This is a genomic window from Gordonibacter sp. An230, from assembly GCF_002159915.1.
Taxonomy (GTDB): Bacteria; Actinomycetota; Coriobacteriia; order Coriobacteriales; family Eggerthellaceae; genus Rubneribacter.
In genome coordinates this window covers 53,021-79,377 of sequence record NZ_NFJP01000001.1, presented here as the reverse complement: position 1 = coordinate 79,377, position 26,357 = coordinate 53,021, and the positions used below count along the sequence as shown (strand labels likewise).

General features: G+C 59.5%; 19 protein-coding genes and 3 tRNA genes. All 22 read right to left on the bottom strand.

What is annotated here, in order from left to right; translation table 11 throughout:
* Positions 1–178: 178 nt before the first annotated feature.
* A tRNA-Phe gene (locus tag B5F40_RS00315) sits at positions 179–254 on the bottom strand.
* Between the two features lie 352 nt (positions 255–606).
* Complete coding sequence (locus B5F40_RS00310; protein WP_087192389.1) at positions 607–1,932, bottom strand: coproporphyrinogen III oxidase family protein; 1,326 nt, start codon at positions 1,930–1,932, stop codon at positions 607–609.
* A 246-nt stretch (positions 1,933–2,178) separates the two neighbouring features.
* The gene (purD, locus tag B5F40_RS00305) at positions 2,179–3,468 is read right to left on the bottom strand and encodes a phosphoribosylamine--glycine ligase (protein ID WP_087192388.1); all 1,290 of its coding nucleotides are present in this window, start codon (positions 3,466–3,468) and stop codon (positions 2,179–2,181) included.
* Between the two features lie 151 nt (positions 3,469–3,619).
* Positions 3,620–4,936, bottom strand: coding sequence for an adenylosuccinate synthase (locus B5F40_RS00300; RefSeq protein ID WP_087192387.1), 1,317 nt, complete (start codon positions 4,934–4,936; stop codon positions 3,620–3,622).
* A 380-nt stretch (positions 4,937–5,316) separates the two neighbouring features.
* Positions 5,317–7,578 carry an ATP-binding protein gene (locus B5F40_RS00295; RefSeq protein ID WP_087192386.1) on the bottom strand — a complete coding sequence of 754 codons (2,262 nt, stop codon included), beginning with the start codon at positions 7,576–7,578 and terminating at the stop codon, positions 5,317–5,319.
* Positions 7,575–8,861, bottom strand: coding sequence for a metallophosphoesterase family protein (locus B5F40_RS00290; protein ID WP_087192385.1), 1,287 nt, complete (start codon positions 8,859–8,861; stop codon positions 7,575–7,577). Before B5F40_RS00290 ends, B5F40_RS00295 begins: the two co-directional genes overlap by 4 nt.
* A 35-nt stretch (positions 8,862–8,896) precedes the next feature.
* A complete protein-coding gene (gene dnaB, locus B5F40_RS00285; RefSeq protein ID WP_087192384.1) occupies positions 8,897–10,309 on the bottom strand; it encodes a replicative DNA helicase in 1,413 nt (470 codons plus the stop codon).
* A 1,497-nt stretch (positions 10,310–11,806) separates the two neighbouring features.
* Entirely contained in the window at positions 11,807–12,379 is a 573-nt protein-coding gene (gene rplI, locus B5F40_RS00280; protein WP_087192383.1) for a 50S ribosomal protein L9, read from the bottom strand.
* 15 nt (positions 12,380–12,394) lie between these two features.
* On the bottom strand, positions 12,395–12,655 hold the full coding sequence (gene rpsR, locus B5F40_RS00275) for a 30S ribosomal protein S18 (protein WP_087192382.1): 261 nt from the start codon (positions 12,653–12,655) through the stop codon (positions 12,395–12,397).
* 20 nt (positions 12,656–12,675) lie between these two features.
* On the bottom strand, positions 12,676–13,149 hold the full coding sequence (locus tag B5F40_RS00270; RefSeq protein WP_087192381.1) for a single-stranded DNA-binding protein: 474 nt from the start codon (positions 13,147–13,149) through the stop codon (positions 12,676–12,678).
* 57 nt (positions 13,150–13,206) lie between these two features.
* Complete coding sequence (gene rpsF / locus B5F40_RS00265; protein WP_087192380.1) at positions 13,207–13,500, bottom strand: 30S ribosomal protein S6; 294 nt, start codon at positions 13,498–13,500, stop codon at positions 13,207–13,209.
* A 764-nt stretch (positions 13,501–14,264) separates the two neighbouring features.
* Positions 14,265–14,807: a hypothetical protein gene (locus tag B5F40_RS00260; protein WP_087192379.1), complete on the bottom strand. Its 543-nt coding sequence runs from the start codon at positions 14,805–14,807 to the stop codon at positions 14,265–14,267.
* Between the two features lie 1,164 nt (positions 14,808–15,971).
* A complete protein-coding gene (locus B5F40_RS00255; protein WP_239442816.1) occupies positions 15,972–16,649 on the bottom strand; it encodes a MarR family winged helix-turn-helix transcriptional regulator in 678 nt (225 codons plus the stop codon).
* A 347-nt stretch (positions 16,650–16,996) separates the two neighbouring features.
* Positions 16,997–17,089, bottom strand: a tRNA-Ser gene (locus tag B5F40_RS00250).
* Between the two features lie 30 nt (positions 17,090–17,119).
* Positions 17,120–17,211: transfer RNA gene (locus B5F40_RS00245), tRNA-Ser, on the bottom strand.
* A 40-nt stretch (positions 17,212–17,251) separates the two neighbouring features.
* Positions 17,252–18,205 (bottom strand): ABC transporter ATP-binding protein, encoded by a 954-nt coding sequence (locus tag B5F40_RS00240; protein WP_087192377.1) that lies wholly within the window; start codon positions 18,203–18,205, stop codon positions 17,252–17,254.
* Between the two features lie 84 nt (positions 18,206–18,289).
* On the bottom strand, positions 18,290–19,555 hold the full coding sequence (locus B5F40_RS00235) for a peptidylprolyl isomerase (RefSeq protein ID WP_087192376.1): 1,266 nt from the start codon (positions 19,553–19,555) through the stop codon (positions 18,290–18,292).
* Between the two features lie 471 nt (positions 19,556–20,026).
* Positions 20,027–21,838, bottom strand: coding sequence for a translational GTPase TypA (gene typA, locus B5F40_RS00230; protein ID WP_087192375.1), 1,812 nt, complete (start codon positions 21,836–21,838; stop codon positions 20,027–20,029).
* Between the two features lie 9 nt (positions 21,839–21,847).
* Complete coding sequence (locus tag B5F40_RS00225) at positions 21,848–22,411, bottom strand: J domain-containing protein (protein WP_087192374.1); 564 nt, start codon at positions 22,409–22,411, stop codon at positions 21,848–21,850.
* A gap of 417 nt (positions 22,412–22,828) precedes the next feature.
* Positions 22,829–24,409 (bottom strand): FAD-dependent oxidoreductase, encoded by a 1,581-nt coding sequence (locus B5F40_RS00220; protein WP_162610824.1) that lies wholly within the window; start codon positions 24,407–24,409, stop codon positions 22,829–22,831.
* A gap of 49 nt (positions 24,410–24,458) precedes the next feature.
* Positions 24,459–24,920, bottom strand: a complete 462-nt coding sequence (locus B5F40_RS00215; protein ID WP_140396360.1) for a hypothetical protein — start codon at positions 24,918–24,920, stop codon at positions 24,459–24,461.
* Between the two features lie 164 nt (positions 24,921–25,084).
* On the bottom strand, positions 25,085–25,717 hold the full coding sequence (locus tag B5F40_RS16115; protein WP_162610823.1) for a response regulator transcription factor: 633 nt from the start codon (positions 25,715–25,717) through the stop codon (positions 25,085–25,087).
* Positions 25,718–26,357 lie beyond the last annotated feature (640 nt).

The window sequence follows — 26,357 nt, the reverse complement described above, 5'->3', positions numbered from 1 at the left end:
CGATCTTTCCAAATGAGATTTCGCCACCTTGAAGACCGGGCGCTGACCGTGCGCAGCCGCCTCGCCAGTCAGCGGTAGGGCGACCTTCCCCTCCCTGATGCTGGTCAGCGAAACGGAAATCGCGCGAACGGGGCTCGTCGCACGCAAAAAAGGGAGCCTTGCGGCTCCCTTCAATGTGTGGTGGTCGGAGACGGACTTGAACCGCCGGCACGGGGATTTTCAGTCCCCTGCTCTACCAACTGAGCTACCCGACCGGAAACGCCTTTACAGCGCGAGACGATATTGTACCGGTCGCCCGTCCGGCGGTCAAGCACTGCCCGCAAATGTTTCACGTGAAACGCTTGCGAGAGCAAGGCGCGAGACAAGCAGAGCGCGAGGCGGAAGACGCGGGGCGTTCACAAGGTGCAATGCGAGAGCGAAGCGCGAGCGGTCGTTTCCGGGTTTCGCAGCGCGCCATGGGTGGCGCAAAGCGCGAGACGGGAGCGCAGCACGAAGCGGGAGCATGGCGCGAGGCAGCTGCAAAGCGCACGAAAACCGGTCCGACGCGAATACCGACCGAATCGTGCCCCTCGTCCTCCAAGCACGAAGAGCACGTGCCATCGCGCGCTATTCGCTCGCGCAACCATCGCCGAAAATCAACTCCCTTTCCTCGCCGGTAAGAGCAGCGCGAGCCTGATCACGCAGATTGTTCACGCCGATGAAGAACTGACGCATCATCACCACCATGAGGTAGCGACCGCGCGGCGTGAGCGTCAGCTCGTCTCGCGTGTCGCGATCGAACGCGCCCGCAGCCTTCATGAATGCCATCTCCGCGGGAAGCCCGGCCTCCACCGTGCAGCCAAAGTCACGCTCCCACGCCACCTTGTCCAACCGCAATCCGAACAGCTGCATCATAAAACGGTAACGCATGCGGTCGCGCTTGCTGAACGTCGTCTTGCCCATGAGCGACATGCGGCCGGACTCGATGGCTGCGTTGTAATCCCTCACCGAAAACGTGTTCACATACAGATTCTCGCCCAGATACGTGATGCCGCCCGACCCGATGGCCGGATACTCCTCGTAATCAACCACATACTCGTCGATCATCGCGTCTTCGCCATCCGCCCCACCACCGCGGCGGTTGAACGTCCACGCCGAGCCGTACTCGAACAGCGGCGCATCGCCGCCAGCCAAAAGCTCGCAGACGATCTCGTAGAACCGTTGCTCGCGACGATAGTCCACCGGACCCACGGTGCGCGCCAGCGAGCGCGCCACGCTCGGCGACGCCATGAGCGGGTAGAACGTGGTTTGGCTGGCGCCGCTTTCCACCACACGCTCGATGTCGCTGATGAGAATATCCTCGGTTTGAGCAGGAAAGTTGAATATCATATCTGCGTTCATCGAGGTGAAGTACGGGCTGGCATCCTGGATGCGCTCCATGATCTCCTGCCCGCAGCCGTACTTTTCAAGACGGTCCATCTGCTCGAGCAGCCCGTCGTCGAAGCTCTGCACTCCCACGGAAAGGCGCTGCACACGTCCTTGCAGCTTATCCAGATACGATGGGATCAGATGGTTCGGATTCGTCTCGCTCGACACTTCCTTGAGGGAGAACGTCTCGCGCGCCATATCGATGGTGTCGCACAGATCGTCGATCATGATGGTAGGCGTACCGCCGCCTACATACAGGCTCTCGAAATCGTAGCCCAAGTCCTTAAGCATGAGCATCTCGCGCCGCATGTTTGCGAAGTACGGTCGGGCGCGCTCTTCCGAGAACGGAAAGCGGTTAAAGCTGCAATACGGGCACAGCCGTTCGCAGAACGGCACATGCATGTACAGCATGTACTTTCGCCCAGGCTCGGGGACGGGCACACGCCCGTCGTCGGTGGGTTGAAGCTTCAGGTAGCGCTTTGTGCATTCCCGCACGACGTAAGTGAGCAAGCGTTCAGATACCATAGGTTCTCCCATGAACGTACAGATTGACGTAGCAAGTCGGTAAAGCATGCGCAGCACCGCGCATCGTCCCGTTCCACGGAAAGCGACCGGATAGACGATTCGGCCGCCCCGTTCGACGCGCGCGGTCACGACCCAAGCAGCATGCTTGCGCGACGAGCACGTCTGAAGCGAACGGTGAAGGGGAGGGGCGCGGCGGATGTCGATGACATCCGCCGCCCATCCGCTCAATAGCGAGGCCGGACGGAACTACTTCCATGCTCCACGACCGGCAGCAGCTCGTTTGCCGATATCCGAGCGGTACTGCTTTCCCTCGAAGTTGATGAGATCGCACGCTTCGTAGGCCTTTTCGCGCGCTTCGTCAAAGGTGTCGCCCAAGGCCACCACGTTGAGCACGCGACCACCAGCAGTGACCAGCTCGCCGTCGAAGTTCTTGGCCGTGCCGGCATGGAACACCGTCACCCCATCGATCTGTTCAGCCTCGTCGATGCCGAGAATGACCTTGCCCTTCTCGTACGACCCCGGATAGCCTTCGCTCGCCAGCACCACGCACACCGCCCACCGCTCGCTCCAACGAAGATCGATGTCGTCAGGACGCCCCTCGGCCACGGCCATCATAATGTCCACCAGGTCGGTCTCCAAGCGCGGCAGCACCACCTGCGTTTCGGGGTCGCCGAAGCGCGCATTGAACTCGAGCACCTTCGGACCCTCGGGCGTCAGCATGAAGCCGCCGTACAGCACACCGCGATAGTCGCAGTCGAACTCCTCAGCCGTCGCAGCGGCGGCCTTCTCCATGATCTCGTGCATGGACGCCAGCTCTTCGGATGTGACGATGGGCACCGGCGAGTACACGCCCATGCCTCCCGTGTTCGGCCCGCGGTCGCCGTCGAAGGCGCGCTTGTGATCTTGGGCCGTGGCCATGCAGTGCGCCTTGCCTCCACTCACGAACGCGAGCAACGAGCATTCCGGCCCGGCGAGGCACTCCTCTACCACCACGGTGGAACCCGCCTGTCCGAACGCGCCGTCGAAGCAGTCGCGCAGCGCCTCTTCCGCATCCTCAACGTCCTCTGCCACCACGACGCCCTTACCCGCAGCCAAGCCGTCGGCCTTCACCACGATGGGAGCGCCCAGTTCGTGCACGTAGGCCAGCGCCGGCTCGAGTTCAGTGAAGCTTGCGTAACGCGCGGTAGGAATGCCGTGGGCCTCCATGAACCGCTTGCTGAACGTCTTGCTTCCCTCCAGCTGCGCGCCCTGCGCGTCAGGGCCGAATACGGCCACGCCCGCCTCGCGCAGCGCATCGGCCACGCCCGCCACCAGCGGCGCCTCAGGGCCGACAACCACCAAATCGACGCGATGCTCCTTGGCGAACGCCAGAACGGCGCGGCCGTCCTCAACGTCGAGGCCGCTCACATTGCTCGCGATATGCCCCGTACCGCCATTGCCAGGAGCCACGTAGAGGTTGTCGGTGCGCGGAGATTTCGCGAGCGCCCACGCGATGGCATGCTCGCGGCCACCGCCGCCCAAAACCAGGATGTTCATTGCCGTTCCTTTCAACCCAAATCGTTTTTCTCCGCGCACGGCACATTGACAACTCGATGTTTCGCATGAAACGCTTGTTGCGATGTCGTGCGATAAAGGAGCGCATGTTTCACGTGAAACATGCTCCGTCGGCACCGGGCCGCTTCACGCGCTAACGATCCCAACCGCGCATGATCGTTTGGTCGCGATCAGGCCCCACAGCGATGATGCTGATGCGCACGCCGGTGATCTTCTCCAAATACTCCACATAGCGCTGCGCGTTCTCCGGTAGCTCGTCAAACGAACGGCAGCCGGTGATGTCGACGCCCTTCCATCCCGGAAGCTCCTCGTACACGGGCTTCGCATGGAACAGCACGCTTTGCTGCATGGGGAAGTAATCGTAGATCTTACCGTCACACTCGTACGCCGTGCACACTTTCACGGTGTCGAACGCCGAAAGCACGTCCAGTTTGGTGAGCGCCACATCGGTGAGGCCGTTCACCTCGGCAGCGTATCGCGCGATCACCGCATCGAACCAGCCGCAGCGGCGCTTGCGGCCCGTCGTCACGCCGAACTCGTGGCCAGCCGCGCACAGAAGCTCGCCGGCCTCGGCCTCTTCGCCCGTGCCCCCGTCTTCCGTATAGCGTTGCTCGGTGGGGAAGGGGCCGCCGCCCACGCGCGTGATGTAGGCTTTCTGAATGCCAAGCACGCGATCAATGGCCGTAGGACCCACGCCCGTTCCCGTGGCCGCACCGCCCGCGCAGCACGACGACGAGGTGACGTAGGGATACGTGCCGTGGTCGATATCCAGAAGCGTACCCTGCGCGCCCTCGAAGAGGATCGATTTGCCCGCGCGCACGGCCTCGTTCAGAAGCTGCGCGGTCTCGGCCATGTAGGGCTTCAGAATGCGCGCGTAGGGCAAATACTCCTCGCAGATCTCGTCCACCGTGTAGGTGTGAAGTCCATATATCTTCTGCAGCACAGGATTCTTCTGCGCCAGCGCCGTCTCAAGCTTAAGCCGGAATATCTTCTCATCCAGCAGGTCTTGCACGCGGATGCCCTTGCGTGCCACTTTGTCCTGGTAGCATGGGCCGATGCCGCGCTTGGTGGTGCCGATCTTGTTGTCGCCGAGGCGCTTCTCGTCCGCGCCGTCGAAATCCTTGTGATAGGGCATGATGATATGCGCGTCGCAGCTGATCTTGAGGTTCTCGCACGAGATCCCCTCAGCTTCCAGCATGGCCATCTCCTTGATGAGCACGCCAGGATCGATCACCACGCCGTTGCCGATCACCGGAACCGCGTTCTCGTACATCACGCCAGAGGGCATGAGGTGCAGCGCCAGCTTCTTGTTGCCGTGGATGACCGTATGACCGGCGTTGTTACCGCCCTGATAACGCACCACGTAATCATATTCGCGCGCGATGAGGTCGGTGATCTTCCCTTTGCCTTCGTCCCCCCACTGAGCGCCGACGAGTACTGTGCTAGGCATGTGAGCGCATCCTTTCATCACATGAAGAAACGCGGGGCGCACAACGCGCCGTTCCGCAACCTTGCTTAGTATAGTATAGGCGCCCCTGCGCGCGCCCCAAGATTCCGAGGTCGCCCCAACGCTCCAGCCTACCGCCATATGAGGCGCGGAAATGGACGCGCGAGCACCGTTCGCTGCCGTCAGGGCGGGCGGCCAAGCCTCATCGCGAAGCGGGCCTTTGCAACTCTCCCACTGGTGCGCTATAACGAAGCCGAAGCCTGTCTGCATGCGAAGCGAACGCACGACGGAGTCCTCCCGAGGAAAGGATGTGCGGCATCGCCCGAATCCCGGAGGGTGCGAACGCCATCAATCTCGCGCGCGCTCTGGCGAATGGCGACCCCTTACAGCCTTACCTCGTTGAGCGTCGGATCGGCCTCGCGCAAAGCCTCGACGATCTCTTCGTGACAGGTGAACAGGATCACTTGGCGGCAGCTTGCCAGTTCGACAAGAGCTTTCGCCGCACCGGCGCGGCGCGACGAATCGAAGTTGACGAGGATGTCGTCGGCAAGGATGGGGATGGCGCGCCCCACGTTGTCGGCTTCCATGAGCAGCGCTATGCGCAAAGCCAGGTAAAGTTGCTGGCACGTTCCTAGCGATAGATGGACAGGCTCACGCGTGGTTTTTACGGCGTCGACAACCTCCAAACGACCGTCGGACGACAGGGAGACCTTCGTCCATCGTCCATCGGTCATGAGCGCAAGCAAACGGCTAGCCCGGCGATAGACCTGCGGCTGGCTTTTGCTCTCCCATGCGGCGATGGCCGCCTCCAGCATGCGCTTTGCCAGCAGCAGTCGCGCGTAATCCTGCACGCTTTCGTCAAAGCGCGTGCGCACCTGCTGGTAGCGCAGCTTGATCTGATCGAAATCGCGCAGATGCTCGGCTCGGGACAATTCCTGCTTGAGCTCGCCATATCGCCGGTTCAAACTCTCACTCGTTTCGCGGAGGCCCGCACGCTGCCGAGTTTTCTGCTCGATGGCCCCTTCGATGGCCTCAACCGTGGCTTCGGAGCGCACCTCTACGTCTTCGAACAGAAGACAACGCTGGCGGCGAGCGAGGGAAAGCCGGTCCTCGAGCGCAGTACGGCGAGACACGAGCGCCTGGTGGCGCTGCTGGAACATATTGAGCTCGGAGCGAGTCCGCTGCGCCTCGTCGAGCAGCATCTTAGAGCGACGAAGCGACCCCTGCGCTTCACCCAACCCCGCTTTCCCAAGCTGAACGACGATGCGCTCCTTGAAGGCAGCCCGCGCCTCGAGGCATGCTTCGAGTTTTTTCTTGTCCTGAAGCATCACCCAATGCGCGTCCTTCTTGCGCGCCTCCTTAGCTTCAACCTCTTTGTCGGGCCTGAACAGCATGACCAACGCCGCCAAGGCCAGCATCACCGCGAACACGAGCAGGCCAACACCCAACGCAGTGAACGACAAGCTGGCGATTTCGCGACCGTGCGCGAACAGCGGGACGCCGGCCAATACGAACACGAGAGGCAGCGCAATGGACAGCCCCACCTGCACGCTGCGCTGTCGGCGGCGTCGCTCGGCCTCAGCTCGCTCGTCCTCGGATTCGAGTAAAGCCTCGTATGCGGCCTTCGAAGTGGTGAAGTTATCCTGCGCGAGGTCCACGGCATGCTCGCACTTCGCCTCTTCCACGGTAAGAGCCTCTATCTGATCGCGCAGAGCACGCTCATCCGAAGAGGAAAGGGATACAAGTTCGGGATATCCCGCATCCATCGCGCGACGTTCGGCTGCAAGCAGCTCTTCCTCTTCGCGCAATGCAACGACCTGCTCCTGCATTTCGGCGATCTCGCGATCTAGCCTTTCCACATGAACGCGTTGAGCAGAAAGCGCCTCGATGACAGCGTTCAATTCATCGAGGCGCGCGTTCAGCTCGTCTCGCTGCGGACCCAGATCGTGAAACTCTTTGTCTTCGCGCTTGAAACGCTCCGCTTCGTCGGCGGCGGCTGCCATGGCCGCGCGCAGTTCATTCTGCTCGGATTCCAACCGCACGAGCGAATGCTCCACGCCCGTCGCACGCGACGTGTACTCGGCAAGGCGTTCTTGCACCTGAGCGAGAGCGCGAGCAGGCGAAGCCCCTGTGCCCGATCCCGCCGTGAGCAGCTTCGCCGTGACGTCAGTGGTGTTGCGCAAACTCCGGAGCTCGTCGCTCGTGAGCGAGAACATCGTGCGGAACGTCTCCTTGTCGATGTCTCCCACAAGCGAGACGTCCCCCTGAAGCCCCTCGCTGTTGCGCGCGCGGGAAAGTTCTATCTCGAAAAGATCGTCAGAATCGCATACCGCCGACACGTCTCGTACGAGATCGGCGTCCTCCTCGCACGGCCGCCGACCCGCCTCGGTCGAATCCCCAACGGCACGAGACGCGAAGAAGAGCGATCCGGCGCGCTCGGCATTGGCCGGACGGTAGGTGTTGCGGTTTCCCCGCGCATCCTCCCAACCAAATAGCACACCGCCCACGAACGACGCGAGCGTTGTCTTTCCCGCCTCGTTTCGTCCGAACACCACGTTGAGACGAGAATCGAACGGCCCCACAACGCGGTCGGTGAATGCGCCAAAGCTCTGTATCTTTATGTGCTTGAGGAATGGCGCGTTCATCGCTCGTTCCCTTGCAACAGAAGGTCGAGCACAAGGTTTTCCGCATCGTCGGACAACTCGTCGATCATGCGCGTGCAGGAACTGGGAAGCTTCACGTTCTTGCGCAAAAACTCATCCTGCAGGTACGCCACCGCGTCGTCGGGATTTCGTCTTTGCGCCTCTGCAACTTGGAGGAGCACTGACGGGAACAGGCCCTCCGCACGCAGGGCTTCTTTGTCGCACGGCAGCACAGTGGCATCAACGAGCGCGTCGCAGAAGAACTCCGAGTACGCATCGTTCACATGTTTGCGCAATTCGCACAGCACATCGGGCTGCTCCAAAAGGGGATGCAGGGAGGTGGCGCCCTCTAAGGCGATGCGCACCACCATCTCCTCGCAGCGAGCCTTGCCGTTTTCATGGAACAGCTCGCGCATGATCTTGTCGGTGACGTCGGGCAGGTTGGAGCAGTCGGACACGTCCACGCGCATGCGCTGCCACACCACGCTCGCCGTGGGGATGAATTCGGCTTCGTTCGGGGCTCCCTCGCGCAACGTCACATGAAGCACGCCGCGCTCGCCCGTCTCCTTGATATCGCGTCCTTGAATGCAGCCCGAAAACGCTATGCGCGGATCATCGAACGACGGATGGGCGTACTTTTGGTGAATATGCCCGAGCGCCCAGTAGTCCATGCCCGCACGCATGAGCGTTTCGGGATCGACCGGCGCCTTCACAGGATCGAGATGCAGTCCGGCATGCAGCACGCCCACGGCAAACGGAACCTCCCCCGCCTCTGGAAGCTTACCCTCAAGCGCGGAGACCGCATCGGCGCGGGTCACCCCATCGGCAATGCATTCGTCAGCAGGCCAGGTTTGGTTGTAGTATCCCCGTCCGGCAATAAGGCACAGCGGCCTGCCGTCTCTCTCGAAGATCTCATAGCCGGGACGATCGCCAGGAAGCATGACGGCATTCGGAGGCAACGAAAAGAAGTCGTGCTGCCACGTGGTGTACGGATCATGATTGCCGGTTACGAGGTACGCGGGAATGCCCGCCGCCCCCAAGCGCTCGAGGCCTTTGAAAAAGTGCAGATAGTCGCCATAAGATGGACGTGCCGAGTCGAAGATGTCGCCCGCGATCACCACGAAGTCAACCTCGCGCGCGAGCGCTGCGTCGATGACGCGGTCGTATGCCTCGGCAATGGCCGAGAGCAAGCGGTCGGCCCACGCATCTGAAAGGGCCCTCAAGCCGCGGAACGGCGCGCCGAGATGCAGATCGGCAGCATGGATGAATGTGATGCGTTCGGACATGGCCCCAGTGTAGCGCGAAACGACGCAAGAGAACTTTACATCATGCCGGCCACGCGCGAATCGTCGATGAAATCCATGAAACGGGTGTACTCGGCATTGAACGCGAGAGGTATGTCTCGCGTGGGACCGTTGCGATGCTTCGCCACAATAAGTTGCGCCGTGCCCAGATCGGGGCGATCCTCGCTCTCCGCCTCGGCTTCATCCATGCTTCGGTCGATGAAGGCCACAATGTCGGCATCCTGCTCGATCGAGCCCGATTCGCGCAGGTCGGAAAGCATCGGGCGCTTCTTGCCACGCATCTCCACGGCACGCGAGAGCTGCGACAAGGCGATCACGGGCATGTCCATCTCCTTCGCAAGCACCTTGAGACCTCTCGATATCTCGCCCACCTCGACGGCACGGTTACCGTCGGCGCGAGCCTTGGGAGGCTGCATGAGCTGCAGGTAGTCGACAACGATGAGACCCTTCTCTGCATCGCGCAACTCGCGACGGGCCTTCGCGCGCAGTTCGAGGATGGACAACGCCGGGGTATCGTCGATGAAGATGTTGAGGTTCGATAAGTCGCTCGACGCTTGCACTATGGCCGCCCAGTCGGCATCGTGCACCTTGCCGGCGCGCACGTTCGCCAAACTCACGCGGGCCTCGGCGCACAGGATGCGCTGCACCAGCTGCGATGCGCTCATCTCCAACGACAGAAACGCCACCGTGGCGCCAAGCTTCGCCGCGTTGGTGGTCAGATTGAGGGCGAACGATGTCTTGCCAACGCCGGGACGCGCCGCCAATATAACGAGGTCACCGCCGCGAAAGCCGTGGAACAGGTCGTCGACATCCCGGAAACCCGACGCAACGCCGACGATTTTGTTCTCTTGGGCCGCCACCTTCTGAATCTCCTCGTACGCATCCATCACGAGGGTGTTCATTTTCTGGAACGACGACGACACGCGTTTTTCCGTAACGTTGAACAGCGTCTTCTCCGCATCTTCGACGACTGAGTCCAAATCGTCGGGCGCATCGTAAGCCAGCGACTTGATGGACTCGGAAGCGCGGATAAGATCGCGCAGGATGGACGTGCGCTTGACGATCTCCACATGGTTCTGCCAGTTGGTCAACGCAAATGTGTTATCAGCGAGCTCGAGCAGGTACGCCTTCCCCCCCACAGCCTCAAGCTGGCCCGCGCCTTTGAGATTGTCGGCCAACGAGATGTGGTCGATGGGGATGTGGCGGGCATACAGATCGAGCATCGATTCAAAGATGCGCTGGTGAGATGCACGATAGAAATTATCGGAAACGAGCTTCGCGGCCACTTCTTCGATGGCCTCCTGCGTGAGCATGCATGCGGCGAGGACTGATTTCTCCGCCTCGATGTTCTGCGGTTCAAGCTTGCGACGGTCGGCTACCTCCTCTTCGGGGGCAAAATCCGCGTTGTAAGGGGCGACGGGACCGGGCATGTGCTATCTTCCTCTCGTTCGTGGAAGACCCTATAATACTTCATCGGGAGCCTTCAAGCGAGCATCCCTCCAAAACACGAGCGAATCGTTCGCCCCCTCCTTTTTGCGGGAACGAGCGGGGAGCGCGACTCAAAGTCAGGCTCTGTCGGGGCATAGTCGAGCCACTCGCCCCCTTCGGCCTCCCTTTCCCTTCATCCTCTCTTCGACCTTCTCCTTCTCCACCGCACATCCCTTCCCCTCCTACCCTACCTCTGCACCATTCCCCTCCGCCCTTCTTGACCGCTATCTCATCCCCTCTTCCCTTCTCGCCCTTTAGCCTACCCCTCGTTCCCGCTTGCCTCCCAGCTCAGTCTCGCCATTCCGAGCTCAACCGCTCGAAAGCGTGCGCCGGAACGTTCGGGGCTCTTCGATCCGATATCCACCAGCGCCCCTCGCCGTCACGCAAACTCGAAGTCGCTCAGTTCGGTCGCCCGATATGGCCAGCTAACCTGCGCCCGTGCGCCATAGCTCAAACTCGAACGTTGTTGCACCAATAGACCTCGAAACCCCAAGGCCCCAACATGATCGTCCGCTCAGAAGCAAAGCCATCGAGAGTGTGCAAGGATGGCAACCTTCATGATCGCTCTGCAACGCTTGACCTGCTCAGGCGGGAGCGAAGAAGCAGGATCTGGCAACGCATGAGCCAAGCCGCCGCCGTCAGAAGGATCAGGTACCGCATCGGAAGAAAAAGCGGGGAAAGGCGGTCTTTCGCCTGCTTCGATCAACGTTTGGCAAGAAAGTGCAGATGAGTGTTTCACGTGAAACACTCTGCTTTTCGTTCTCTCGCACAGGTGGAACGCGATATTTGCAAGGGGAGGGTGGGAATGGAGAAACGCAGGGCAGGCCGAAACATTGCGAGACGGCCCATGCGAAGAAGGTCAAGCCGAATCCAATATCAAACGCACCGTACGGATCTCAAGGCAATCTCTCCGAATGCGGGCGCCTGCACGGGACCGAACCCTTCAATTCACCCGCAAAACCCAAGGGTATCGAATACCCCAGTGCGCCAAGTGCGTCGTGAGCGTGGAAATCCACAACGCCATCTCAGCTTTTGAGAACGTCAGGAACATCGTGACATCAAGAATGCCGGGAACTTCAAAGCGTCTGGAAACCTCGGTAGCCGAGGCTTCGGAGATGTCAAGAGCATCAAAAGAGTCAGAGACGTCGCGTTCACTGGAAGCGCCAAGGGCGTCGTCGACCCCGGGTATCTCGCGAAAACCTCATGACCAGGCCCTGCACTTTGCCACGTTCGACCGCTCGGACGGCGCCAAGCTCGAAGGATTCGACCGCTCGGACGACCTCGACATGCGGCACCCAACCCCTCGCACGGCCAAAAAGAGACGTTTCAAGCGAAACGTCTAGACGCAAACAAAGCGCTTAGATGCAAAAAGGCCCCGAAAACGTGCCGTGAACATCTTCGACACCGTTTCGGGGCCTTGAGCAAGTTCGCAGCGGAAACTACTCCGCAGCCTCCTTGGAAGCTTCGACCGCCTCGGCCTCTCCGGCCTCCGACTCGACGGTAACCTCAGCTTCCCCAGCCTCGGTCTCCTCGGCGTCCACGGCCTCCTCGGCAACGGGAGCGTCGTTCTCCCCGCCGACGAGCACGTTCACCGTGGTCCTGATCTCTCGGTAGAGCGAGATGGAAACTTCATGCTCGCCCGCCGTCTTGATGGCATGACCAAGTTCGATGCGGCGCTTGTCCACCTCGATGCCCGAGCTCTCCTTGATGGCATCGGCGATCATCTGGGCAGTGACGGATCCGAACAGCTGACCCTCGTCGCCCACCTGGGCGATCACCTTGACGGTGGTGCCGTCGAGCGCCGCCTTCACCGCATTGGCGTCGGCAATGCGCTTCTCCTCGCGCTTGGCGATGTTATGCTTGCGATCCTCAAGCTGCCTCAGGTTGCCCTTCGTCGCAAGGATGGCAATTCCCTGCGGAAGCAGGTAGTTGTTGGCAAAACCGGGAGCCACGTCAACAACGTCGCCCTCACCGCCCTTGCCTTTCAGTTCTTGGAGCAGGATGACTTTCATGGTTCCTCCTTGCGCCTAGCGGTTGCGACGGTCGCCGCGTCCGCTGATGGCGGGAACCGCGTAGGGCATCAAAGCCATCTCGCGAGCGCGCTTCACGGCGTTCGCGATGTCGCGCTGGTGCTGGGTGCAGGCACCCGTCACGCGACGCGGCTTGATCTTCCCGCGGTCGGTCACGTATTTGCGCAGCATCTGGGTGTCTTTGTAGTCGACGTACTGCACGTCCTCTTTGCAGAACTGGCAGTACTTGCGACGCGGCTGCTTCGCGTAATCGGACATTTCAAACCTCTTTCGTATCGCTAGAACGGGATGTCTTCGTCATAGACCGAAGAAGAGGCGTCGACTACCGGTGCGGGAGCAGGAGCGTACGCAGGCGCCGCAGGGGCTGCCGGTGCGGGAGCGGAGTAACCGCCTCCCATACCGCCGCCGTACGACGACGAGTCGCTGCGACTCGACATGAACTCCAGCTCGTCCACGATGACCTCGATCTTGCTGCGCTTCTGCCCTTCGCGCTCCCACTGGCTCCAGCGGAGCTTGCCCTCGATGGACACCTTGGTGCCCTTGCTGAGGTAGCGCGAGAGAGCCTCGGCGCGGGCGCCGAACATCGTGCAGTCGATGAAGTTCGGGTAGTCCTCCCACTCGCCGGTCTGCTGGTTCTTGCGGCGGTCGTTGACCGCCACGCCGAAGCCGAGCACGGGCATGCCGCCCGCCGTGGAGCGCAGCTCGGGGTCGCGCGTAAGGTTCCCGCTTATTATCACTCGGTTGATGCTCATGTAGCCCACCTCTTCTCATGCCAGCCCTGGGTATTCGCCCAGGCCCTGAACGTCTCCTTAGTCGCGATCCGTGCGCTTGACGATCATATGACGCACCACGGCATCGGTAATGCGCAGGATACGATCGAGCTCGGCAACGTCAGCGGGATCGGCATGGAAATCGACGAGAGTGTAGTCACCATCGGTCAGACCGTTGATCTCGTAAGCGAGTTTGCGCTTGCCCCAATTATCGACGTTATCGACCGTTCCCTTGGCACTGGAGATCGTCGTCTCGATACGCTTCATAACAGCGGCGCGAGTTTCCTCGTCGGTAGACGGAGCGACAAAAAACAGCAATTCGTAAGCCTTCATCAGCTCACCTCCTTTGGACTAGACGGCCCCGGGCCGGTGAAGGCAATACACCGGGGCAGGATTAGCCTGACTATTTTAGCAAAAAGACGCAGGTCGCAGCATTTAAACCTTGCCGAAAGCCCGTTTTCACCATTTCGTCATACTCTATCGCCCGTTGCAAGCGAACCCTTCGCCACCGACCCCGGCGGATCCGCGCGCAACGCATCGCTCCTCGCGGTTAGTTGCGCAGGAATGCGTGCGCTCGCGCGAACCAGTCGGGACTCGCCTCTGCCCAGCTTGCGTGCCGAACATCGTGAAACCATCATAGCGAGCGGATCTTCTGCGGGCATGGCGTGCGTCCAACGTATCGCCCCGTCACTCTTACAGGCATCCCGCCCGGTTTTCATATAAAGCGTGCAGATCGCCCTTCCCGATCCGCCGTGGTCCGAACGCGGTTTCAACGCATATCCAACGCAAGGAGACAAATGAGAAAGTTCCAACGTCTTGGAATGCGCTCGCTTACAACTCGTTTCACGGCGAGCTGCTATGCGAAAGCGGAAGGCCGGCTCTTAGCAACTCTTGCTCCGAGACAGACCCTGCTAAACGACTCGTCTTTGCCAGGAAAGCATCCTGCCGAGCGCTCGCTTTTGGGCGGCCGATCTTCAAACCGACCCGTTCGGAAGCACCGCCATAGAATCGAACATAGCAGCAAATGACAGCAGTCCACACATAGAAAAGCGCCATGGCCCAAACACCATGGCGCTCGCCCTTCATCGGAATTCCCTCTATTCCTCGGACTTGGCCTCAAGCTCAGCCTCGGATTCACGCCCTTCCCCATCGAGGTACTTCTCGTCTATATCCTCGTCGGTGTAAGACTCGGCATTTTGCAGGGCAATCATGAAATTCGGCGCTTCTCCGATGTAGACGGGCTCGGTTTCGAACGTCACCGACCCATCCTCTCCAACCTCGTACAGATAACCCGCTGCATAGCCATGGTCACCACCCGGCACTCCGCCTTCGGCGATGAGCGCATCCTTCTCTCCATCGTCCACCTCGACGTAACCGTCGTAGCAAAGCGCATAGGCCTCGGCGCCCCTGGCATGCTCCACCGTGTGGCGTGCGAAATTGAAGCACTCGTCGGATGATTCTCCCGGATGGTTTTCTATGAACAGGTTCTCCTTCACCACGAGAGCCGTGAAGGGCACCACGTTTTCACCGGCCTGCATCTTCTCCTTGGCTTCGTCCAAGGAGAAGAGCAGAACCTTTTCGAGCGTTTCGGGAATCTCGGGCACCTCGACGTCGGAGCTCTCAACTACTCGATCGGCCATTTCCTCGTCCTTTCAACAGCACCCCCGTCTCTGCGGGGACATTTTCGTTTCGGTTCAGTGTAGAGCTTGGGCGGATGTCGAACGGCGAACCAGTGGGGTTATTCGGCGTATCTTCAAAAAATGCCGAGCACAGGTTGTCGCCGCGTCGAAAATGACAAGCGCTTCCCACGCATGACCGGCAGAACGGAAAGCATCATGAGAACGCTCTCCAAAAGGACGCGGAGATGCACGATAACAAGGAAGTTTTTCCGCTTTAAAGCGTCAGAACCTGAAAGAGAAGATATCCAGCCCTCGGGTCAACAGCAGGTGAGAACCGGAAACTCCAGCATTTCGCCAATCCCGTCAAAACGGCTGATCTACAGCAGATGAGAACCGGTGATCGGATTTCCGCCAACATTGCAACAATCTTCCCAGAAAAGGCCGCAAACATTGCAAACGGCGAACAACGGGTTGTGCCGCTGGCGAACGCTTTGGGGAGCGGGAGGCGAAAGCCAATGCGGATGCAGGAGCCGAAACAGCAGCAGGCGCGTCATCGGAGGAATAACGGACTATCGCAAATGGAAAGAGCACAGCGACATCGTCGGCGAAGGGCGGCAAGACCGCCGCCGAAGCGGGCGGAACACGCAGCATCGTCGGCACGCAGGGACGCAGGCGCGAGCGTCGCGACCGAACACGGGCTTGCCGCGACGGCCTCCGCTCGCACGAGGCGAAGCACGAGCGCGAATGACGAGCTCATACCGGACGGGCGCGACGTTCGCGCCGTACAATGGGGCAACGTCTTTTTGCCGGCGACGTCGGGCGCAGATAGCAATAGGAGCACGCAGCGCGGACTACAGAAGGCGGAAGCAGATCACAAACGGCGAATAGCGAAAGGCGCGGACAGGGGCACAGAGCTTGCCATCGGCGACAGACCATGGGTAACGCAAATCGCAGCATGGGGCAGAAAGCGCGTTGCAAACGATACGCAGCTCGTTGGCCAACTCTTCACCCCCTCCGCACCGAGCTAGATGTTAGAAGCCTTGAGTGTTTCACGTGAAACACTCAAGGCTTCGCCAAGCACCAAAACGCTTGACACGCGACCTGTTCCTCCCATTTCCGCACCGATCCATGTCCGCTGTCCGCTCACAGCGCAAAACCGCGAGCGGCGTGGTCCTCAATCATCGGCTAGCGACAGCGGCATCCTCTCGCTTTGCGGCCTTTCTTTTTCCCGTTCACGCCTTTATCTTTCATTGAAAGGATGATCTTCTCTGTCAACACGTTCAACTGCGCAATCTCGTCGTCGGTCAGACAGGAAAGGATGTCGTCAGCCGTTCTGTCGTTGGCCAGCACGCGCTTTTCTGCAACGGTGCGACCCTCGTCGGTCAGTTTCACCGCATAGGTGCGTTTCTCGTCCGTGTTCTCGATGGTCACATACCCGTTGCGCGCAGCTTTCTTCACGACATCCTTAAGGTCGCCGCGATTCAGGCCGAGAATGCGCACGAGCTCACGCTGAGTGGCTCCGTCGTTCTCAACGAGCGCATTGAGCAGGGCGCCTTGTCCGCGCTTGAAGCTTTTCGGGCCGTTTTTGCGAAACGCAAGCCGAACGAGCTTGCTCGCTTTTTTCAACTGGGCAAGAGTCTTCGTCGATTCGTTCATGCGGGATTCCTTTCCTCGCAGGTCGTTGCATGCAAGCATTACTATACGACTTGCCAATATCGAGTATTCTATTATTCGAGTATATTCATTGATTAATAATATTGCCTGATTATTTGATATGTCTTCATTATCTATGAATAAATATGCCATAGATGAAGCAAGAAAAAATCGGAAGAAACGACCTCGGCTCCCTAACCAGTCGCTCAAGGGAGTCGTCGTAATCCCTAAGCCGTTTTTCGAGGACTGCTGCGGACGCCTTCCCGAGCCGCCCGGGAAGCCCGCAGAGGTTCGAAACGCTTCTGCACGCGAAGGCGCCGATGCGGGGATGCTGCCGTATCCCGCGACCCTTCAAGCGCAGTTCGTGCAGAATGCTGGGCATGCCACGTCGCCACAGCTTTCAATCCCCCGAATCGCCCTCGCACGACACCTCCGATGATATGCTTCGGAACCGGAACGCGCAACCTGAAACCATCGACCGTCGCAACCGCTCCCCAAACCCTTTTAGATCGAACTCGAGCAATAAGAAAAGCGCCCTTAGGGCGCTTTCAGTCTACTGGCGGAAGGGCAGGGATTCGAACCCTGGTCACCGGGGTTACCGGTGAAACGGTTTTCGAGACCGCCGCATTCAACCGCTCTGCCACCCTTCCGCACGGGTGATGCCGTACCTGCCATCTCAGTGGCGGAGAGATGGGGATTCGAACCCCAGATACGCTTGTGGCGTATACACGATTTCCAATCGTGCTCCTTCGGCCAGCTCGGACATCTCTCCGCATCTCCGACAGGCGCATGGTCGTCCGACCATGCAGCAGCTACGTAGTATACAACAGCTCATACGTGCTCACAAGCGAGAAATATTCCTCTTCACGAGAGGGGCCTGCAACCTCTTCCATAAGCTCGGCAGCTTCGATATCCGAGTCTGCCTCCAAAGTCGCTGCGCGAACTCGCTGCGACGCTCTCGAGTGACGGAGCAAAGACGAAGGAGAGGACATCACTTCGTGCCGCACACGCAAAGGAACATTGAACAACTCGCTCATCACCTCATCAGAGACCAATTCGCGCTTCGAACCATCCGCATGCACTCGACCCTCTTTGAGCAGCACGACACGATCGATCTCGGGAATAATGTCCTCGGGGTAGTGGGTGACCAGGACGATGCTTTTTCCCGCACAAGCGAGCGCGCGCATGCTCGAACGCACGTAGTACATGCCCTCAGGATCGAGACCCGTGCAGGGTTCGTCGAACACGAGCACACATGGATCATGCACGAGCGCGCGAGCAATGAGCACACGACGGGCTTGACCGGTAGACAACGTCATGATATCCCGCTCGGCCAGATCGGCAACGCCGATCTTGGACATCGAAGCTAACGCTCGGTCGCGCGCCTTGTCCGTATCTTTAGCGCGAGGCGGCACGCCAAGAGATCCGTACAACCCTCCAGCAACCACATCCGCCGCGCGCAGATGCACGGAAATCTGATCCTGCATCGAAGACGACACCACTCCGACGCAGGCCTTCACCTCGGCGAGCGTGGCACGGGGTCGGCCGCGAAAGCGCACGGGAGATTCGTCGCGATGCAAAGGCAGCACTTCACGCGTGATGAGCTTGACGAACGTCGATTTTCCCGAACCGTTCGGACCCAGCAGCGCCACGCTCTCACCCTCTCCGAGCGAGAAGGAATCAACCATGAGGATGGGTTTGCCCGCGCGCATCACCGTCGCATCGCGAAGCTGCAAAAAGGGAGGCGTTTCCTCGTTCCGCTCCATCAACCATCCTTTCCAAGAAAAAGCGGGGAACCTCCGGTTCCCCGCTCGGTACTTCGACCCCAAAGGCCGTTCCCTTCCGTTTCGTTACTCGGAAAGGGAGCCGGTATCCTCCGAACCTTCGGCAGGCTGTCCTTCGCCGCTTGCGGCATCATCGGTCCCGTTGCCGGCATCGGCCGCATCGTCCGCCGCAGCGTCGGCGGATTCACCGCCCTCTCCGCCTTCGGATGCGGCGTCGGCGTCGGCACCTTCTCCGGTTTCATCCGAAGCGGAGGAGCCGTCGCCCTCCCCTTCGCTAGAAGCGTCGGAGGATGATTGGTACTTCGACATGTCAACCGCATACGACAGCCCCTCCGGCATGGGATTAACCACGACGTTGGAGCTTTCCTTGCGCTCTTCAAGCCACTGTTGGTACTCTTCGCTCTGCTTTTGCGACTTGAGGGACGACTTGATGGACTCCACCCAATCAGAAGGGATCTGGTCAAGGCTCGTCACTTCTTCGGGAGCGGTGAACACATCAGTGCATTTGATGATATGGATACCATAGTCGCTCGTCACCAAACCGCTTATCTGGTCTTTCTCAAGGCCATCGAGAGCTGACTGATACTGCTCCACGAAGCTGGTGGTCTTGTCCCAGCCCACATCGCCGCCATTCGAAGCACTTCCATCCTTGGAATACTCTTTGGCCGCCTCGGCGAAGTCGAGCTCTCCGGAGTTCAACTTGTCGAGCACTTCCTGCGCCGTAGCCTCGTCCCCCGAATCGAATAAGATATGGGAAGAGCGCTTGGCTCCGTCGTAGGTGGTGGCATACATCTGCGCGTACTGCAGCATGTCCTCCTCAGAAGGCTCCTCGTCAGTGGCGAACGACTCCATCAGCCCTCTGCTCTTCAGCTGCAACTCTATTTCGGAACGATACTCTTCCTCGGTCATGCCGGCCTGAGCGAGCGCTTCCTGCCACTTCTCATCGGTGTCGTAATTCTGCTTCATTTCATTGACGTACTTATCGACCTCGGAGCTATCGACCGTAATGCCGCGCTCATCGGCACCCGTTCGAATAAGCTCGCGCTGAACATAGGAATCAATCACTTCCTCGCGCACAGATTCGGGCGTGTAGCCGTTCTGCGCAAGCCAGTTGCCCCACGAATCCTCGTCCGTCACCCCCATTTGAGAGCGAACGTTCTCGATGTACTTGGTTACCGCGTCCTCTGAAATGGACGTTTCGCCAACCGTGGCCGCAACCGCTCCACTGTCCCCCGATGCCTGGTTGCCGCCCGTGCAGGCGGCCAGACCCCAAACGCATGCGGCCGACAGCCCTACAGCACAGGCGGCTTTCAAAATGTGAGACCTGTTCATATGACCCTTCCCTCGGTCATGCACCGTTCGCAAGCCACCGTCTGCGCGACCCGCGAATCGACGCATGAGATGTTACTTGCGCCGTATTTTCGCACACGCGAGAAATAGGGTTGTCTCGATGCGCAATATATCCACTTTCGATTCATAGTCCGAACTTTCAAGGTGTCCGCCGCAGTGCCAGATCGGGAAGGAGTTCAACCACCATGTTCAGCGCGCTTGTCGAGAGAACCGCCCTCCACCCGCAACGCGCGACAGATTTTTCGAATGAGCGCGGAACCGCTTCCGCGCTCATAGGGGTTCAAGATGCAAGTGGCGCTCATAACGCAAGGAAGCCTTTCCCACCGGTCGCCTGCGCAGAAAAGGAGAACCCGTTTGCAGACGCGCGGACGACCCTTGAGCAGCATGGGAAAGGGAACCGTCCGTAAAATCGCGAGCACAAAGAATTTCTTTGAGGCTGCTTCGCGCGAAACGCTATTTTTTCGCCGCCTTTTTGCGTTCGGTTGCCGACAGGATGCGCTTGCGCAGGCGGATGCTCTTCGGCGTGATCTCCACCAGCTCGTCGTCCTCAATGTATTCGAGCGCCTCCTCGAGCGTGAACGTCTGCGGCGGCGTGAGCTGAATGGCCTTGTCCGCACCCGACGAACGCTGGTTTCCCAGCTGCTTTGACTTGGCGATGTTCACCACCATGTCGCCTTCCTTGGCACTCTCCCCCACGATCATGCCTTCATAGCAATCTTCGCCCGGACCAACGAACAGCCTACCGCGCTCCTGCAGCGTGTCCAGCGCGTACGCGACGCTCTTCTCGGTGGACATGCTGATCATCGAACCGTTCTTGCGGCCATTGAAGTCGCCACGGTACGTGCCGTACTCGCTGAAGTGATGAAACATCGTCGCCTCGCCGCGCGTTGCGTTCAGAAGACGCGTTCGCAGACCCATCGTACCGCGCGTGGGAATCTTGAACACGAGGTGCGTCTGGTCGCCGCGCTGGAACATGTCTGACATTTCACCGCCTGCTCCGCCGAACACCTCGATGGCCTTGCCAGCATACTCGCTCGGCACGTCAACCGTCGCCTCCTCGATGGGTTCGAGCTTGCGTCCCTGCTCATCGGTTTTGATGAGCACGCGCGGACGACCCACCTGGAATTCGAATCCCTCACGGCGCATCGTTTCCATCAGCACCGACAGGTGTAGCACGCCACGACCGGCCACTTCGATGCCAGATTTGTCCTCCAACTCCTCGATGCGCATGGAGATGTTGCTCTCCTTCTCGCGCATAAGGCGCTCTTTGAGCTGGCGCGCGCCGACGATCTCGCCTTCGCGGCCTACAAGCGGGCTCGTGGACGCCTCGAACACGATGGCCATCGTGGGCTCCTCCACTTGGATGGGATCGAAGCGCACCGGATGCTCGCGACTCGTCACCATGTCGCCGATATCGGCGTCCTCGACGCCCACCACAGCCACGATGTCGCCTGCGTGGACCTCCTGCTGCTCCTTCTTGCCCAAAGCCTCGAACGTGAACACCTGCTTTATGTTCGTGTTGTAGCGCGTGCTGTCGTTTTTGATGACGAGCACCGGCTCTCCTTTGTGAATGGTGCCGCTGAACAGCCGTCCTACGCCTATGCGCCCCACAAAGCTCGAATGGTCAACCGTGCAGATTTGCAGCGCCACCGGGCCGCCCGGTTCGCAGTCGGGCGCGGGAACCTCCTTGAGGATGGTGTCGAGCAACGGCAACATGTTCATGTTGTCGTCTGCGGGATCGAAGCGCGCATAGCCGTTCATGGCGCTCGCGTAGATGACGGGGAAGTCCAGCTGATCGTCGGAGGCCTCCAACTCAACCATGAGGTCGAACACCTCGTCCACCACCTCTTCGGGGCGCGAACCGGGACGGTCGATCTTGTTCACCACGACCACGATGCGCAATCCCAGTTCAAGGGCGTGCTTGAGCACGAATCGCGTCTGGGGCATCGGGCCCTCGAACGCGTCCACAATGAGCAGCGCGCCGTCTGCCATGTTGAGCACGCGCTCCACCTCGCCGCCGAAGTCGGCATGGCCAGGTGTGTCGATAACATTGATCTTCACGTCTTTGTAGGTGATGGATATGTTCTTCGAGAGGATGGTGATTCCGCGTTCGCGTTCTTGGTCGTTGGAGTCGAGCACGCGGTCTTCAACCTGCTGGTTCTCGCGGAACACGCCGCTGGTGTACAGGAGCCGGTCCACGATAGTGGTCTTGCCGTGGTCGACATGAGCGATGATCGCCACATTGCGAATGTTCTCTTGTTTCACGATTGCTTCCTATTCCTCGTCTTCCAGTTCCTGGGAAAGTCGGCGCTCTTCTTTGTTGAGCGACTCGATGTGCTCGTCGAGCGTCGCGATAGTACGCTGAGCCGAAACCGTCTGCACGATTCCCCATACCGCCGCCGTAGTTGCGATAGCCGTCACAAGTCCGAGCACGCCAACCGGACGCCGTCCCGCAAACAGTGCCACAAGCATGCCGATGACGGCCATGCCGATGCCGTTGCGACGCTCGTCGTATGCCGCATCGCGCTGCTTCACCAGCTGCATTCGCGCTGCAGCTATGCCGGCTAAGCGAGCTTCAAGGTTATTCGCGGCCGTGCGCGGCGTGCGAGCAGCCGAGCCCGGCTTGGACGAGCGTCGCGCGCCACGGCCTTTCGTCAGGTACTCATAAGCCTCTTGAAGGTTCTTGAACTGCTCAGTCGCGCGATCTTGCAGCTTTTTGTTGCCAGCAAAGCGGTCGGGATGGAGAATCTGCGCCGTTTCCTTGTATGCGGCTTTGATGTCCTCGGCTGTAGCGTCGTCGCCGAGTCCCAAGATGCGCAGCGCTTCCGTTCGGTTCATGGCCCCTCGTGTATCGTCGGTCGTTCCGAATCCGTATACTACCACGTCGCGCTGCGAAGAGCCGGAATGCGCGAAGGCGCGACACAGAATGCACGCGCAGGGAGAGTGCGCAGATCGAATGCGACGAGAAGGGACAATGCTCGAAGGCATCGACAATGTCAGAGGACACCGAGAGCGGCAGAGGCCGAACCATCCAGATCGCGAGGTGCCTTTCCGCGTCTGTGCGAGGGATGTCTGCCTACAATTCGGGTGTTTCACGTGAAACATCTCTCAAAACTATCGCAGGAATTTGCACCCAGCCATCAGTCTTCGCGCCGACGGTGCGCCAAACAAAAGAGGCCCATCTTGACGATGGGCCTCTTGTGCCACGATCGCGATCAACAGCGAGGGAGGGGCCGATCGCATTCGGGAGACGGACTATCTGCCGTTCGCAATGAATTCGTGCGCTGTGTTGGCAGCGGTGCGCGCGCTGTTCACGCCATGGCAGCTCATAGAGCCGTTTATGTCGATGCCGTACATGTTGTTGTACAACATGCCCCCATCAGCGCCGATGGCGAAGAGATTTTCGAACGCCTGGTCGCGCCCGGGCTTCTTCACGCGGAAGCAACGATCGGTTTTGACACCGCCGGAATACAGTCCCTCAAGCGCTCCGCGAATGAGCCCGCAATAGAACGGGGGCGTGGAGATGGGCATAAGGTACTGAGCGTCTTTCCCATAGTCGGAATCCACGCCGGCTGCCACGCATGCGTTGTATTGCTCCACTTGGCTCAGGAAAAGCTCTTTGTCAACGCCTTCCATGGCATCGGCGAGCTCCTCAAGGGAGTCAGCTCGGTAGGCATCGTCTCCGTTGGCGATCATCTCGTCCCAAAGCTGCGCCGCCTCCTCGTCTCCTTCCAACATGGTCTCGAGGATGGTTTGATCCATGATGGTCCAGCAGGTGCCGCCAGCCAAGCGGACGGGGACGTGCTGCAGTTCGAAGTTGTGCGTGTACGTCGAGCACGCCTCATCCGAGAAACGCTCACCGTGAATGTCGACCCACAGGCTCGGTCCGCCCCAACACAGTTTGTCCCATATGGGACCCCATGGGCCAGCCGAACCGATGATGTTCGTGCATCCGAACGCCGGCGCTCCGTGCTCGATACCGCCCGCCTTGATCATCATGGTCACACCGTCGCCGTAATGGCCGGGCGTGCCTATGATGCGCACATCGTTCAGATCGATGCCGAGCTTTCCCATGCGATCGGCATCTTCGCCGAAGCCGCCCGTCCCAATGATGACGGCCTTGGCGTTGATCTTGATGGTGTCGCCGTAAGTGTCGGTGGCGTAGGCGCCGGCCACATTCCCGTTCTCGTCCAGCACGAGATCGCGCGCCCGCGTGTTCAAGCGCAGATTCACGCCATATTCCGCCAGCTTCTTCTTCATGAACGGGAAGTACCCTATGCCAGCAGCGCCGCCTTTGTACACATAATCGAAGCTGAACGCAGCGCGATAGCGTCCTTCCTTGTACATTTCAAGGTACGCGAGATCAAGATCCTCGATGGCCTCGTACTGCACCCCGTTATCGATAAGCCACTGGACGTTTTCAGCCGCATGGCTGATCATGTCGCGGATGAACATTTGATTCACCGTGTAGGACTGGGCATCGGCTTCGTAACGCACCATTTCTCCAAGAGTCGTCTCTCCCGAATTAGGATGCAAGCCATACGCATTCGTGCATTCGACACCCGTGCCGTTGCCGCCGAGCGCCGACTGCCCTTCGACAAGCAGCACCTTGTCCCCGTTCTCGCCCGCTTGGACTGCCGCGGCGGTTCCGGAGAACCCACCGCCGATCACCAGGATGTCGCACGATATCTCCTCGGTCACCTGGTTTGCCCAATCGAGATTGTCCTCGTCTTCGCCTTTCGCAGCGAAGGCGCGGCCAGCCGTAGCCGTGAGCGCCAAGGCAGCCCCCGCCGCTCCCGCGCCGATCAAAAAACCTCTTCTCGTCAATTCAGCCATGATGCTCCTCGCTCTCGATCCAATGAAATGCTGGGATACGCCCCGCGGATCACTTCTTCTTGAAATCTCCGTCGGCATACGTGATGCTCTGTCCGTCGACCACCGCATCAAGGCTCTCTATGGTGTACATGTTGTCTTTGACGTTCTCATGGGTTGCGGCGATCTCGGCACCCGCAAACTCGGTGACCTTCACCTGCATGGTGAGGCTCTCGATATTGAATCCGGTGAGTTCTCGCAAATCGTCAACGTAATCGGAAAACTGAGGGTCGTCGCTGGACACGGTAAGCGGGCTGTCATCTGCGGTGACATCCCAATCAACCAGGGTCATCTCGTTGGCTGCGGTCTTGACCAACGTTTTCGCGATCATGGTCGCGGGGTCGGAGTCCGACCCTGACGCCCCTTGACCGTCTGCTGCGCATCCCGCAAGCGCACCCACCGACAAAATCGCAGCTAACGACATGGCGCAAAGAACAGATGCGCGCTTCGATAGTGCTTCAGTCCTCTTTCTCATAGCTCTCCCTTCTCCTTGCGTACGCTTGTGTCGCACCTTTCATGCAATTCGCTCGCGATTCTTGCGCGACGCATGGCGACAAGGAAAGTGAACACTACGAAGAGGAAAAGCGCTTCGCCGAGATCGGGTGCTTTGCAATGATCACCCGTTTATGATGACCCTTTTCATTCGAAAGAAAGCACGAGATCGAGAAGCTCTTGGCGATTATGCACATCGAGCTTTGTATAGATGTGCCGAACATGGGTTTTCACGGTGTTGTCGGAAACGCAAAGATGCTCGGCTATGTACGGCCCGTTACGTCCCGCCACAAGAAGGGTGAGAACATCGATCTCGCGCGCCGAAAGGAAGTAGCGAGATGCGATTTCTTTAAGAGCCCCTTCGCGGGAAACGCTCCCCTGCATCTCCGCAAGAACACCCTCTTCATCGGAATTTCTTGGCATGTCGAATCCCACCTCGCATGAAGCAAGCCCGTCTTTCAAAGGGCTCTTCCCGCTCGACATCCACACCATCAGCAAGAGAAGCAGACTCCCGAGGACAACGCATATTCCTTCAACCGAATTCGCCGCAAACGGCAAGGATCCCGACGAAAGGACCCCCAACGATGTTCCGACAAAAACACCGATTTGATCGATGGCGTACACGATGCAAATGGTGCGGAGCAAAGGCATTCCCGACCGATGGTTCAACATGATGCAAAGCGCCCAAATGAGCACATCGAAGCAAAGATACCCCGCAAGAAAAACCAAGCTGGCCAATTCGAGCCCCGCCACCCCGCATGCAACAAGTCCTACGGCCATAAGCAGCAACGCCGCGCCAAAAAGGGAATACGGGCGCCATGAGAAACGAACGTACCCTCCGAAAACGACAGCGCTCACCGCAGCGCGAATAAGAAGAGGAGTGTAAGAAACGAGGGGGCTGAAAAGCGCGTCCGCAGTGGAGAGCGCGCGAACGTTCACAAGCCCGAAAGCGCTCGCCACCAGGAACACCACCAAAAGGAAACGCCAGTCCCTTCCGAATGGCGAACGACCGCTGCTGTTCGACGATCGCGCAGGACCCCGTGCGACAAGCGTCGATCTCAACGTTGCAGAATTGCCCCCTCTCGCCATGAAGACGACATAGCAGCATGCCGAGCACAGCGGCAACATCGCAGAGAACACGACCGAAGCCGTAGGCTGCAAATAGACGACCAGCAGAACCATGACGATATTCAAAGGAAGGGCGGCAGAAAGATGAATGAGGGAGTTCGTCGTTCCTTGGCAGGTTGCCACACCTCCCACGACCAAGGCCCCGCACCCTTCATACAAGCCGACGAGCACCGCTCCTATCACAAAAAGCAGCTCTGACGAGCACCCCCCCCCAGATGGCAACGGTTCCCCCCGCACCGCATACGAACGAGACGGAGGAGAACACCTTCGCATCGAGCATCAGTGATCTCAA

Bases quoted from the DNA above. Each gene is read 5' to 3' on its own strand.
- B5F40_RS00310 (WP_087192389.1), bottom strand. From the start codon at position 1,932: ATGGTATCTGAACGCTTGCTCACTTACGTCGTGCGGGAATGCACAAAG.
- purD (WP_087192388.1), bottom strand. From the start codon at position 3,468: ATGAACATCCTGGTTTTGGGCGGCGGTGGCCGCGAGCATGCCATCGCG.
- B5F40_RS00300 (WP_087192387.1), bottom strand. From the start codon at position 4,936: ATGCCTAGCACAGTACTCGTCGGCGCTCAGTGGGGGGACGAAGGCAAA.
- B5F40_RS00295 (WP_087192386.1), bottom strand. From the start codon at position 7,578: ATGAACGCGCCATTCCTCAAGCACATAAAGATACAGAGCTTTGGCGCA.
- B5F40_RS00290 (WP_087192385.1), bottom strand. From the start codon at position 8,861: ATGTCCGAACGCATCACATTCATCCATGCTGCCGATCTGCATCTCGGC.
- dnaB (WP_087192384.1), bottom strand. From the start codon at position 10,309: ATGCCCGGTCCCGTCGCCCCTTACAACGCGGATTTTGCCCCCGAAGAG.
- rplI (WP_087192383.1), bottom strand. From the start codon at position 12,379: ATGAAAGTCATCCTGCTCCAAGAACTGAAAGGCAAGGGCGGTGAGGGC.
- rpsR (WP_087192382.1), bottom strand. From the start codon at position 12,655: ATGTCCGATTACGCGAAGCAGCCGCGTCGCAAGTACTGCCAGTTCTGC.
- B5F40_RS00270 (WP_087192381.1), bottom strand. From the start codon at position 13,149: ATGAGCATCAACCGAGTGATAATAAGCGGGAACCTTACGCGCGACCCC.
- rpsF (WP_087192380.1), bottom strand. From the start codon at position 13,500: ATGAAGGCTTACGAATTGCTGTTTTTTGTCGCTCCGTCTACCGACGAG.
- B5F40_RS00260 (WP_087192379.1), bottom strand. From the start codon at position 14,807: ATGGCCGATCGAGTAGTTGAGAGCTCCGACGTCGAGGTGCCCGAGATT.
- B5F40_RS00240 (WP_087192377.1), bottom strand. From the start codon at position 18,205: ATGGAGCGGAACGAGGAAACGCCTCCCTTTTTGCAGCTTCGCGATGCG.
- B5F40_RS00235 (WP_087192376.1), bottom strand. From the start codon at position 19,555: ATGAACAGGTCTCACATTTTGAAAGCCGCCTGTGCTGTAGGGCTGTCG.
- B5F40_RS00225 (WP_087192374.1), bottom strand. From the start codon at position 22,411: ATGAACCGAACGGAAGCGCTGCGCATCTTGGGACTCGGCGACGACGCT.
- B5F40_RS00220 (WP_162610824.1), bottom strand. From the start codon at position 24,409: ATGGCTGAATTGACGAGAAGAGGTTTTTTGATCGGCGCGGGAGCGGCG.
- B5F40_RS00215 (WP_140396360.1), bottom strand. From the start codon at position 24,920: ATGAGAAAGAGGACTGAAGCACTATCGAAGCGCGCATCTGTTCTTTGC.
- B5F40_RS16115 (WP_162610823.1), bottom strand. From the start codon at position 25,717: ATGGCCGTAGGACTTGTTGCATGCGGGGTGGCGGGGCTCGAATTGGCC.